7 protein-coding genes are annotated in these 12,921 nt (G+C 71.8%); 2 read left to right on the top strand and 5 right to left on the bottom strand.

Annotation, left to right across the window (positions count from 1 at the left end):
• Positions 1 to 103: 103 nt before the first annotated feature.
• Positions 104 to 847: a Calx-beta domain-containing protein gene (locus RB608_RS06270; protein WP_308086956.1), complete on the bottom strand. Its 744-nt coding sequence runs from the start codon at positions 845 to 847 to the stop codon at positions 104 to 106.
• A gap of 365 nt (positions 848 to 1,212) precedes the next feature.
• Here RB608_RS06270 and RB608_RS06265 point away from each other — a divergent pair, with 365 nt between their 5' ends.
• A complete protein-coding gene (locus RB608_RS06265) occupies positions 1,213 to 2,706 on the top strand; it encodes a helix-turn-helix transcriptional regulator (RefSeq protein WP_308086955.1) in 1,494 nt (497 codons plus the stop codon).
• A 40-nt stretch (positions 2,707 to 2,746) separates the two neighbouring features.
• Here the strand turns inward: RB608_RS06265 and RB608_RS06260 are convergent, their stop codons facing one another.
• On the bottom strand, positions 2,747 to 3,658 hold the full coding sequence (locus RB608_RS06260; protein ID WP_308086954.1) for an Abi-alpha family protein: 912 nt from the start codon (positions 3,656 to 3,658) through the stop codon (positions 2,747 to 2,749).
• A 13-nt stretch (positions 3,659 to 3,671) separates the two neighbouring features.
• A complete protein-coding gene (locus tag RB608_RS06255) occupies positions 3,672 to 5,006 on the bottom strand; it encodes a hypothetical protein (protein WP_308086953.1) in 1,335 nt (444 codons plus the stop codon).
• A 262-nt stretch (positions 5,007 to 5,268) separates the two neighbouring features.
• Between RB608_RS06255 and RB608_RS06250 the strand changes: the two genes are divergently transcribed.
• Complete coding sequence (locus RB608_RS06250; protein WP_308086952.1) at positions 5,269 to 11,211, top strand: Ig-like domain-containing protein; 5,943 nt, start codon at positions 5,269 to 5,271, stop codon at positions 11,209 to 11,211.
• A 33-nt stretch (positions 11,212 to 11,244) separates the two neighbouring features.
• Here RB608_RS06250 and RB608_RS06245 read toward each other — a convergent pair whose 3' ends face one another.
• Positions 11,245 to 11,631, bottom strand: a complete 387-nt coding sequence (locus tag RB608_RS06245) for a heat shock protein transcriptional repressor HspR (RefSeq protein WP_308086951.1) — start codon at positions 11,629 to 11,631, stop codon at positions 11,245 to 11,247.
• A gap of 62 nt (positions 11,632 to 11,693) precedes the next feature.
• Entirely contained in the window at positions 11,694 to 12,917 is a 1,224-nt protein-coding gene (gene dnaJ / locus RB608_RS06240; RefSeq protein ID WP_308086950.1) for a molecular chaperone DnaJ, read from the bottom strand.
• Positions 12,918 to 12,921: the final 4 nt, after the last annotated feature.

Here is a 12,921-nt window from a genome sequence, read left to right as displayed (position 1 = left end):
ACGAGTTACTACGCCAACGTCAGGAAAGCTTAGTCTGTTCCACTCAACTTTGTGGTGGAACGAAACCCGGGCGGCGCCGACGGCGCGGGCGGCTCGCGACCCGCTATTCCCCGGCGAAGCCCCCGATCGCGCCCATGCTGCCACGCACGGTCAGTCGGCACACCGGGTTCGTCCCAGCGGGCAGGCAGGCGCCGGACCAGCCCGTGAAGGTGGTCTCGGTGTTGTTCGGATCGGCCGTCAACGTCACCTCCGTGCCCGCCGCGAAGGTGAAGACGCAGGGCCTGCGCGTGCCGTTGTTGCAGACCAGGTTCCCCGGCATGATCCTGACCAGTCCGTAGCCGGCCGGACTCCCGAAGGTGAGGACGGTCAGGGAGGCCGGGCCGGCGTCCGGGGTCACCACAGGATCGTCGTCCGCGATCTGCCCGGTGCCGAGCGCGTCCCCCAGCTGAGCCGGCCCGCGCACGCGCGCCAGGCTCAGGTACATCTGCTCGGGACCCTCACTCCGGTCATCCCCGACGACCTCGATCGTGACCACGCGGGACGGCCGCCGCGGCGTCAGCCGCACGGTCCCCGTCGTGGCGACGAAGTCCTCCGCCGCGCTGGCCGACCCCGGCTGGGTCCGATAGGCGACCCGCACCGGCTGACGCGGCTTGGCCGACAGCCTGATCCGGAAGCGGAGGGCGCTCGTGCCGGCATCGACCTCCGTCGCGGAGGCGTCCGCGACCGACACCTTGAGCGGACCCGGCCGGGAGGGTGTCGCGCCTGCCTGCTGCCCGGAGGACAGCAGCGCGGCACCGAGGACGATCGACGTGGCGACCGATCCCAGCAGCGACACCCCGCGCCTCATGGCCGGAATCTACCAGCGCCGACGCGATCCTGAGGGCCGTTGGCCGCGGGCCCGACAGTCATCGGGACGGGCCCAGCGGCAGCTCCCCGCAGCGTCGGGCGGGGCCGAGCCGACCCGAGAGTGGACGTGGTGGGTGGACAGGCCTCGGGCCCGTCCACCGACCATGGGTCGTCGCGGTCGACCCGGGCCGCACTCCTCGTCCCCGGAGCAGGACGCGACCCCACATCGCGCCGGCGCCAGGGCCGACCGCGCTCGGACGACGGTCGCACGCCGCCACAGCCGGCCGCGGATTGTTTCGCCTCGGGCCCCGGGCGAAACAATCCGTTTCCACCGCCGAGCCCCGCCGACGGTGCCAGCATGACCGGGTGGCTCGGCGCACGGATGAGATCGACGACCCCACCCCTCTCGCCGGGGCGAGGATCGACATCGCGGCGCGGATCGGGTGGCTGCTGCGCATCAGCCGGGTGATGGCGGGAGTGCCGCTGCGCGAGCTCGCGGGGCGCGCCGGCGACGGCACCCGGCTCTCGCCGGCGACGCTGTCCCGCGTCGAGACCACGGGCCGGCGCAGCGGCACCGTGGTCGCGGCGTACGAGCGGGCGCTCGGCCTGCCCCACGGGCAGCTGCGCGCCCCCATCGACGTGCTCTGCCGGACCTTCTCCTATGCCCCGGCCGACACCGAGCCGTACGCCCCGGATCCGACGCTGGCCGGCTTCACCGCCGCCGTCGACGCCGTCCGGTCCGACGGGCCGAGCGCCCACGACTGGCTGCGGTTCGCCGAGTACCACGTCCGCACCCCCTTCGGCACCGACGCGCACACCATCCGCCCCCTCCTCGCCCGTCTCGTCGACGAGGTGGGCCGCTCGGCCGGTCGCGGCTATCAGCTGCGCTACGAGGCGCTGAGCAAGCTGCGCTGCAGCCCGTACGCCGACCTGGTCGCCGAGGTCGTCCGGGCGGCCGTCGAGCAACCCGGCATGCAGCGCCCGGCCGATCTGATGAGCGCCGTGACGGAGTATCCGACCCCCGACCTCGTCGCCTGGTGCGGCGAGCTGCTCACCCACGAGTCGTGGGTGATAGCACGCGCCGCGTGCCTGGGCATCCAGAACATGCGCAGCGTCGGCGGCCTGCGTCGGGCCGACTGGCCACCCCTTGTGCCCGTCTTCGCCGCCGCGTGCGACGCGGCGGTCGGCGACCCCCTGCGACAGCCGATCCTCAGCGCCACCCTGGCCTGCTGCCCACCCGAGTTCCGTACGGCGGTCCGCGGCCTCCTCGCCGCGGAGCTGGTCGAGCCGCGGCGGGCCGCCGCCTGGACCCGGACCCGCCGCAACCGTCACTTCACCTATGCCGCGGCGCTGGCCGCCGAGATCGCGGAGACCAGCGCCGGGGAGGCGATGCTCGCCCGGCTGCTCTTCGAGGTGCTCTACGACTTCCGCGCCACCCACGTGACGACGTCGTCGTTCCTGCTGGTCGCCTCACCGTTCGCCGACGACGTCCGCGCGCTGGTCTGCCGCTCCGCCCTGGAGGGCCCGGACGAGGTCACCCGGCACGGCGCCGCCTTCGCGTTCGCCAACCTGATGATCCCGTTCGACACGGCCGATCCCGCGCCGTGGCTGGCCTCCGACGACCCGGTCCTACGCGGGGCGGGCCTGAGCATCTGCGGCTTCGCCGGTGTCCCGCTGGCGAGCGACCTGCTCCACGGGCTCGTGGCACGCGACGACCAGATCGGGTACGAGGCGATGTTCGCCGCCGGGATGGCCCAGCAGCCGGAGCTGGCCGCGCTGGCCTCCGCGGCGCACCTGCCCGCCGCCGTACGGGAGGCGGCGGCGTGGTGGCTCGCCAGCGGCGGGCGCATCGTCGGCTGAGCGACCCGCTCGACCCGCTCGACCCGTCAGACCGTCCAACTCAGCCGTCGATCTCTGGCGGCGCCTCGTGCTCGGGGAGGTCGTCGCTCGCGGCGGTCACCTCGTCGACCAGGGCCAGCTTGCAGAACTCCTCACCGAACGGCGTGAGATGCACGCTGCGACGGACCACCTTGGCGAACTTGACCGAGTGCATGGCGGCCAGCACGTCGGGCTGGGCCTCGAGCACCTGGTACTCGAGGTGATCGCGCACCGCCTCGCGGGAGAACCAGACCAGGCCCAGCCGGAACAGGTTGTTGAGGTAGGACGGCACCTGCTCCAGGTAGCGCAGGCCGGCCCGCGGGCCGATCATGTTGAGCCCGGGCGCGATCAGCTGACTGCTGACCATGCCGATCGGTCCGCCGGTGCGGACGTCGACCGAGGGCTGCGGGCCGTCGCGCAGCAGCATCACGAGGATCCGTGCCTCGTCGGGGGCGAGCTCGTCGAGGATCCGGTCGAACGCCGGATGCCGGTCGTCCTTGCTCCACACGTCACGGGAGCGATGCAGCAGGTCGTTGCCGCGCTCGCGCAGCGACTGGGGGCGGGACCCGAGCACCTGGCCGTCGACCACCGGGCTGGCGACGACCTCGCGCGGACGGTCGGCGCCGCCGAGCGACTCGCCGGCCCGCAACAGGGCGGTCGCGACCGGCACCCCGTCGGAGACCTGCTTGGCGACCTCGCCGAGCGCGCCGACGTACGACCCGACGTCGCGGATGAGCGAGGCGGCCTCGTCGCGGCTGGTCACGGCCCGGCCGACCCGCATCCAGTTGCGCGTCGTCGTACGCAGACCCCAGCCGGCGGTGTGCAACGCAGCCGACCCGGCCACCCGGGCCAGACCCGGCAGCGACTCCGCGACCGCGGGCCCGGTCAGCGCGGGCAGGCGCGGCAGGCCGTCCTTGTCGAGGTCCTCGGTCATGTCACCCTTCCGGTCATGATGGCGGGAAGCCGGGGAGCCAACCCCAATTGAAGATCCCCAGGTGGAGGAAGCCGCCGGCGGCACCCATGATCGCGCCGTGGGCGTAGAGCATCCACTCGTCCTCCTTGATCGCCGCGCGCATCATCTCGACGAAGTCCTTCGGCGGGAGCTCCTTGGTGCGCCGCGCGATGAGGACCCGGATCTTCTCGGACTGCTGCTTGCTGAAGCCCGGGTCGCGGAAGGGCGTGATGGTGCGGCCCACCGCCTCCTTCGCGAAGGAGTCCTTGATGCTGTCGTACCTCCGGCCGCCCATCGCGACGTTGACCGCGCCCCGCAGCGGGCCCGCGGCCTTGTCGATCGCGGGGCGCATGGCGGTCGCGATCATCTGCCGGGTGCGGTCCCCTCGAGGACCGTCCATCAGGAAGTCGCCGATCCGCTCGAGCGTGATCACGTCCTCGGCGATGATCCGGGCGTAGACCTCTGCGCACTCGTCCTGTCGGCGCAGGAACAGGCCCTGCACCTTGATGCCGAGGATCCGCTTCGCCTCCGGCGGGTCGAAGATCAGCCACATGCCGAGCAGGTTGGTGGTCCAGCCGACGACGATGCCGAGCAGCGGAAGCAGCCACCAGATGTGCCAGGTCTGGTCGACGATCGCGACCGGGATGCCGAGCAGGAAGCCGAAGATGAAGCCGAAGGCGACCATCAGGTTGAGCTCGCGCTGCCCGACGTCCTTGAAGACCCGGACCACCAGCTCGGGGTTCTTGCGGAAGTGGTCGATGACCATGATCTTCGGGTCGAGCAGCTGGTTGATGTGGACGCCGATCTCGTCGGTGATCGTCTTGACGACCCCCGGCAGCTGCGCCTGGACCCGGTCGATGACGGCCTGGCGCACGGGGCGGGGCAGGTCGCGCCACAGCCGCGGGTGCTCGCGCATCATCACGTCGTCGACCAGCGCCGGCAGGTCCGGACGGAAGACGTTGACGATGTGCTCGGCTATCTGGTCGGGCTCGAGCTGCGCGTAGAACTCCGCCGGGGTGCCGAGCTTGGCGATGACCTTGTCGACCGCGATGCTGCCCATCTTGGCGGCACGGGCGGGCACGATGCCCTGCCAGCCCAGACCGCCGTCCATCCAGCCGGGGATCTCCTGCACCTTGCGCGGCAGGACGCCGGCCACCTCACGCAGGCCCGGGACCCGGACTCCGTAGAAGTTGATCGGCTTGAAGAGCATCCACAGCCCGGACCAGTTGATCAGCCAGCCGATGATCCCGGTGAAGAACGGGATCGACACGAACGCGAACCAGTCGACGTGGTCGGCCCAGTCACCGAGCCAACCCAGCACTGCGTCCACGCGTACCTCTCGTCCTGCGGATCCCGCCCCGCGCCCCCATGCGCCCGGCGGACCCGACGGATGGAGGTTAACCCGTGCCGCGGCCGACGGCACAAGGATCTCGCGTCGCGCCCTCACGGCGTCCGGGGCACCGCCCGACGGGGCCCGGCCGTGCGAGCGCGAGCGGCCGGATCCGGCCATCACCCCACACGATCTTGAGACGTAGGTCACACTTTCGTAGCCTGAGCCGATTGCAACGTTTCAAAGAGACAAAGGAACCGCCATGCCTGCTCTTCGCCCCGTTTCCTGGCGCGGCACTCTCGGGCGGATCGTCGTCGTACCCCTGCTGGTGCTGCTCGCCCTGCCCGTCGTCGCGACGACGCAGCCGGCGCACGCCGCGCCAGGCAAGATCTGCGCGGTGGCGCTGAGCAGCGGCGTGAACCGCGACGTTCAGCTGTCGCTGCCGACCACCGGAGGCACCGGCACCGACTCCTACGCCGGCGGCCACCTGGCGCCGGCCGCGGCGGCGGAATGGACCGACTACTCGCTCGAGGGCGACGCCACGACGCAGAACACGCTCGCGGTCTCCTTCCGGCAGGACGCTCGCAACGGCCCCGCCCTCCAGTTCTCGGCGGGCCGGAACGCTCTCGACCCGCTCCGGCTGGAGAACGGCGGCTGGGCGGCGGACGGCAGCTTCCCGCTGCCGGCCAAGACGCTCGCGGCCGGCGTTCCCTTCCACTTCAAGATTGAGGTGCGCGGCCAGCAGGTCACCGCCTGGATCGACGGCATCAAGCATGCGGAGTACTCCCGCGCCTGGCTGCCGGCCTCCGGCTCCATCGGCGTGCGAGTCTCCGGTGACGAGACCGGCACGCTGGACAACCTGGTCGTCCGGCGCCTCGACACCGGCGCCTACCTCTACGCCGACGACTTCGACGATCGGGCGCTCGGTGCGGCCGGCGCCACCGCGGCCGGCTACCAGGGCCTGGAGATCACCGACGTCTGCACCGTGCCCGACTCGCCGACCGACGCCTACTGGATCTGGAGCTCGGACGCGTCCTCGGTGAACAACTGGACGGCGTTCCGCAGGACCTTCACGATCGACGACCTCGCCGCGCTGCCGGACACCGTGAACGCACGGATCGCCGTCGAGACCAAGTACTGGCTTTACCTGAACGAGGAGCTGATCGTCTTCGAGGGCGGCGTGAAGCGTGGCCCCGACCGCGAGGACTCCTACGTCGACAACGTCGACCTGCGGCCGCACCTGAAGGCCGGCGAGAACACCCTCGCGGTCCTCGCGGTCTCCTACGGCCGTGGCGGGTACTCAGCGCCGTACTCGGGCCGGGCTGGACTGTTCTTCGAGGCGGAGGACATCGACCTGCGGTCCAACGACAGCTGGAAGGCGCTGAAGCTCGACGCCTACGGTGCGATGTCGGTCGACACCAACTACCGGCTGGCCGAACCGAACGTGAGGTACGACGCCGGGGCCGAGATCGCCGGCTGGGCGGACTGGCGGACGACCGGCTTCGACGATGCCGCCTGGCCGGACGCGGTCACCCACGGCAACGAGGGAAGCGCACCGTGGAACGACTTCGTCGACCGGCCGATCCCGTTGCTGAAGTACGACGCCGAGGTCACCACGTTCGCGGTCACGGACCCGGCGGTCACGGTGCGCACCCAGGGGGCGGTCACGGAGTACGAGGTGCGGATGCCCGTGAACCATCAGCTCACGCCCTATGTGCGGCTCGGCGCGGCCACGGAGGCCGGCAGGACGGTGGGCCTCAAGACCGATCACGCCACCGTCCGAGGCGGCGGGATCGAGCAGGCCGTCCAAGGTGAGTACGTCACCCGGGCCGGCGCCCAGGACCACGAGTCCCTGATCTGGATGAACGGCGACAAGCTGACCATCACCGCGGAGGACGGCGCGGAGGTCGAGGAGATCGGCTACCGCCTGTCCGGCTACGCCACCGAGTTCGACGGCTCCTTCGTCTCCGACGACGCGTACCTGAACAAGCTGTGGACGATGGCGCGGGACACGCTCTACGTCACGATGCGCGACTCCTACATGGACTGCCCCGACCGGGAGAGGTCCCAGTGGTGGGGCGACGCGACGAACGAGCTCGAGGAGGCCTTCTACGCCCTCGATCCCGCCGCCGCCGACCTCGCCCGCAAGGGCATCACGAACCTGATGGGCTTCCGCAACGGCGACCTGATCCCGACCCAGGCTCCGGCGGCGGACTTCTCGGAGCTCCCCGCACAGTCGCTGGCCGCGGTGATGAGCTTCTGGATGTTCTACGAGTACTCCGGCGACACGACGGCGCTCGAGGAGACCTATCTGCCGTCGGTGGCCTACCTGCGGACCTACAACATGGCGGCCGACGGGCTGCTGCAGCACGACCACGGCGGGACGTGGCACTGGCACGACTGGGGCTACGGCGAGGACGGGCGGCTGATCGACACGCTCTGGTACTACATCGCGCTGAACTCGACGCTCAAGTCGGCCGCCGCGCTCGGCGTACCGTCCGACGACGCCCAGATCGCGTGGATGCGAGGCCGCGCCGACTCGATCAGGGACAACATCGACAGGTTCTGGGTCGACGGCAAGGGCTACTACGAGTCCACGGGGGACGGCGGGGCCGACGACCGCGCCAACGCCCTGGCCGTGTACGCCGGCCTCGCGGACGAGGCCCACTACGAGCAGATCCGCGACGTGCTCGTCAACGTGAAGAAGTCCAGCCCCTATATGGACAAGTACGTGCTGGAGGCGCTGTACCTGATGGGCTACCCGGACGACGCGATCGCGCGGATGAAGGACCGCTACGCACCGATGGTCAACGACCCCGACCACTCGACGCTGTGGGAGTTCTTCGCCGGTCCCGAGCAGGATGCGGCAGGCACGTTCAACCACGCCTGGACCGGCGGCCCGCTGACCATGATGAGCCGCTACGCAGCCGGCATCCGGCCGCTCACCCCGGGCTTCGCCGAGTTCGTCGTGAACCCGGATCTCGGCTCGTTGAAGACCATCGACGCCACGGTCCACAGCGTCAACGGCATGATCGAGGTGACGATCGACGCGACCGATCCCCACGCCTACGCGCTGGACCTCTCCGTGCCCGAGGGCACCGTGGCCGAGGTGCACCTGCCGACCGGCGAGCTGGGGGACGTGTCGGAGTCGGGGGCACCGTTGAGCGCGTCGACGCCGGGGGTGCTCGACGTGCGGGTCGACGACGCCACCGGCGACACGGTGGTGCGGGTCGAGTCGGGCGCGTACGTCTTCGCGGTCGCCGGGCCGCCGGCCGAGGTCGCCGTCCCCCGGGTGGGAAAGGTGAGCCCCGGTCAGAGCGCGGCGGGCGTCGTGACCGTCGAGAACACCGGCCTGTCGGCGATCGACTCGATCTCCGGCGTGGTCACGATTCCGGGGTTGACGGCGCCGGTGACGCTGACCGGTGGCCCGGTCGCGGTGGGCGAGCGTGCGGAGCTGCCGTTCACGATCGCCGTGCCCGAGGGCGCGCGCAGCGGCTCCTCGTTCGACGCCGAGGCGGAGGTGACGGTCAGCTACGGCAGTCAGCAGCGCACCTTCACGCTGCCGGTCTCGAGCTATCTGCAGGTCGCTGCCGACGTGGCCATCGAGGCGGTCGAGCTCGGACAACGCACCGGCGCCTACCCGAGGACCGGCGCGTGGACCGTGACCGCGACCGTCCGCAACGACGGCCCCGTCCCCGTGACCGGGCGGGTGGCGGCGCGATCCGTGGCCGGCGTCCTGGAGGCGGGCGCGCCGTCGGAGCAGGTGACCGTCCCTGCGGGCGGGTCGGTGCAGGTGCCCGTCACGGTGTACGGCGGTGGCGAGTACGGGCTGCCCATCATGCAGTCGGTCACGGTCGACTTCGTCGACCGAGGATCGGTCCTGACCAGTGCCACGAGCAGCACCCGGATCAAGTGGTACGGCCCGCGCGGTCAGGGCTGGAACGCCACCGGTGCGGCGGCGGTGGCCGGTGCCACCGACTTCGTCGACTTCGGGGACGGTGGCCCCGGCTCGACGGGCAACGCTCCGGCGAACGTCAAGCCTGGTCCGACCGAGCTGGCGCACAACCTGACGTGGAACTACCGCGCCGGGATCCCGGTGGGCGGGACGAACACCGAGGGCGGCCTGAGCCGACGCTTCACCTGGGCCCGCGACGGCAGCTCGTATGCCGTCGACGTCGACGTGACCACGGGCGAGCCGTTCGTGCTGACCATGCGGGAGACGGCGGACACCTCCGGGCCCACCAGTCTCGCTGTCGTCCAGACCCGGCCCAAGGCCTACCAGATCCTGGTCGACGACGTGGTGGTCCGCCGGGTGAGGTACCTGATGCCCAACGAGGGCGTCGTCGGCAACACGCTCGCCAACTACCGGGTGCTGGTCGACGACCCGGACGCGCTGGACGCCGACGGTGACGGGAAGGTGCGCGTCACCTACCTCTACACCGGGCCCGACGAGGCGACCTACGACCCGTCGCTGACCGACCTGTGGGTGTCCGAGCCGACCACGCCGGAGACCGATGATCGTGCTCCGACGGTGTCGGCCGCTCCGGCCGACGCGACGGTCTACGGGAACAACGGCTGGATCACCGCGCCGACCGAGCTGCGGGTGGAGGCGGTCGACGACGTCGATCCGTCGCCGTCCGTCACCGTGGCGCTGGACGACGGACCACCCACGCCGTACGCGGGACCGGTCGTGGTCGGCGCCGACGGCACCCACGTGCTGCGGTACGCCGCCTCGGACGCCTCGGCCAACAGCTCCGAGGAGAAGGAGCTGAGCGTGCGGATCGACACCACCGCACCGGTGCCGGCGTTCGGCCCGTGGCCGGCCGGGCCGCTCCGGCCGGAGGACGTCCCGGACGAGCCGGCATGCCTGGGCACCGACGCCACCTCCGGCGTCGCCTCGTGCCAGCAGACGGGATACTCGAGGGCCGTCGGCCAGCACACCATCACCCAGACGGTCGTGGACAACGCCGGCAACCGGGCGACCGGGACGCTCTCCTACGTGGTGGCCGCCGTCGACAGGTCCGCCCTGGAGCTCGCGTTGCTCGAGCGCTCGGCCCTCGATCCCGACGAGTACACGACCTCGTCGTGGGCCGCGCTGACCGGCGTCGTCGAGGGTGACGCGGGCGCCCAGGCCGTCTACGACGACGCGGACTCCAGCCAGGAGGAGGTCGATGCCGCGACCGAGGCGGTGAACGCGGCCGTCGAGGCCCTGGAGAGGCGGGGCGATCCGACGGCGCTGGCGACGTTGATCGGCGCTGCCGAGGCGTTGGAGGGCTCGTTGGACGGCTTCACCGACGCGTCCGCCGACGCGCTGCGCGACGCCCTGGCCATGGCGCAGGCCGTCCACCAGGATCGGGCCGACAAGACCCAGGAGCAGCTGGACAGCGCTTCCGGCAGTCTCCAGGCGGCGCTGGGCGGTCTGACGGTGCGGCCCGCGACGAGCGACCGCACGGTCCTGCGCCACGTCTACACCGCGGCGAAGGAGCTGTCGAACGCGAACCGCACCTTCACCGAGGCGTCATGGGCCACTCTGCAGGACGAGCTGGCCGACGCCGCCGCGGTCCTGGCGGACCCGTCGGCGACGCAGTCCCAGATCGACGGCGCCGTCCAGGAGCTGACCTCGGCCGTCACGGGCCTGACGCCCGTGCCGGCAGCGGCCACGGGAGGCTCAGCCGCGGTCGTGTCGTCGGTCAAGCTGAACCAGAGGCAGCTGCGACTGGTCCGGGGCGACGCCCTGCGGTTGGCGGAGGCCGTCTACTACGCGGACGTGCATCCGGCCTACGCCGGCGCGGTCGTGTGGACGTCATCCGACCCGAAGGTGGCGACGGTGAGCTCCACCGGCGTGGTGAGGGCGAAGCGGGCGGGGAAGGCGACGATCACCGCGACCACGGTGGGGACGGACGCGTCCGGGCAGCGTCTGTCGACGAGCATCACGGCGCGAGTCGTCACGTCGAAGCCGAAGGCGAAGGTCACCAAGGTCCGGGCCGTCGTACCCCGGAGGATGCAGGTCGGTCAGTCGGTCTTCATCACCGGGAGATACCGCTCGGCGAAGGCGACCGGCGTCACGGTGACCTACCGCTCCTCGAGGCCCGGCGTCGCCGATGTCGACGCAGCGGGCCGCATCCTCGCGACCTCCCCCGGCGTGGTGACGATCACCGTCCGGGCCGGAGACCGGTCGAAGCGCTACCGGGTGAGGGTGGAATGAGGTGACCGGTCGAGGCGCCGCGACTCCGACAGGTCAGGGGTTGCGGCGCCAGACCACCACGGACTGGCCGACGGTGGCGCTCGGCAGCGCGGGCAGGTTCGACCGCGGGACCGCAGGGCGCGCCGCGGCCGCCTGCCGGAGCGCCTCGCGGGCCGCCTCGAGCTCGGCGACGAGCTCGGCGTTGCGGACCCGCAACGCGGTGACGGCGTTCTCGAGGTCGAGGATCCGCTTGACGCCCTCGATGCCGATCCCGGACGCGGTGAGCTGCGCGATCTCGCGCAGCCGCTCGATGTCGCGGTAGGAGTAGCGCCGGCCACCGCCACCGGTGCGCCCCGGCGTGATCAGCCCGACCCGTTCGTAGGTCCGCAGCGTCTGGGGGTGCAGGCCGCTGAGCTGGGCCGCGACGCTGATGACGTACACCGCCTCCTCCTCGCCCGGAGGGCCGAGGGGCCCCGGACGGCCGGAGGCGTCGCGGCCCACCATCAGCTCACGTCCTGCCGTCGGTCGCCGCGCTCCCCGCCGGCCCCTTCGGCACCGTCGGCGAACAGGCCCGAGCGCAGCCGGGTGTCGGCGGTCGCGGCCGCGTAGGCCTCCAGGGCCTCCTTGGCGTCGGCCCCGAGGCTGCTCGGCACCTGCACCTCGACCGTCGCCAGCAGGTCGCCGCGCGAGCCGTCGGCCTTGGCCGCCCCCTTGCCGCGCACCCGGAAGGTGCGCCCGTCGGGGGTGCCGGCGGGGACCTTGAGGGTCACCGGCGTGCCGCCGAGCGTGGGGATCCTGATCTCGGCACCGAGGGCGAGCTCGGCGAAGGAGACCGGTACGTCGATGGTGAGGTGCTCCCCCTTGCGGCCGAACACGCGGTGGCCCGTGACCTTCACCGTCACGTAGAGATCACCGGCCGGGCCGCCGTTCTCGCCCGGTACGCCCTTGCCGCGCAGCCGGATCCGCTGCCCGTCCTTCACCCCGGCCGGGATCTTCGCCTGGATGGTCCGGGTGTTGCGGCCCAGGCCCGAGCCGTGGCAGGTGGGGCACGGGTCGTCGTAGACGAGCTGGCGCCCACCGCACGTCGGGCAGGTCTCGTTCATGGAGAACGCGCCGCCGACCGACGCGGTGACGAACCCGCTGCCCTCGCACGTCGGGCAGACGTGCGGCTGGGTGCCGGGCTTGCCGCCCGTGCCGTGACAGGTCGCACAGGCACCGTCGGAGCTGACCCGCAGCGACACCGTGGCGCCGTCGAGCGCCTCGGTGAAGCCGATGGTCGCGGTCGTCTCCAGGTCCGCGCCCCGGGTGGCGCGCGGAGCACGGGCCCGGCCCCGGCCGCCTCCGAAGAGGTCGCCGAACAGGTCACCGAAGCCACCCCCGCCACCGCCCGCCCGGTCGCGCAGCAGGTCCTCGACGTTGACGCCGCCACCGAAGCCGCCGGCGCCCCCGAAGCCGGCCCCGGCGGGGAACCCGCCGCGGCCGAACAGCTCGCGGGCCTGGTCGTACTTCTTGCGCTTGTCGGCATCGCCGATGACGTCGTACGCCTCGGCCACCGCCTTGAACCTGTCGTGCTTGGCGGTGTCGCCGGGGTGCGAGTCGGGGTGGTTGGCGCGCGCGAGCTTGCGGTAGGCCTTCTTGATCTCGTCCTGCGTCGCCGACTTCGCGACGCCGAGCTCCTGGTAGAAGTCCTTGTTCGCCCAGTCGGACCGGATCCCGTCGTCACTCATCTCG

Source organism: Nocardioides sp. LHD-245, assembly GCF_030929495.1.
Lineage (GTDB): Bacteria > Actinomycetota > Actinomycetes > Propionibacteriales > Nocardioidaceae > Nocardioides.
This window is presented reverse-complemented; position numbering and strand designations above follow the sequence as displayed.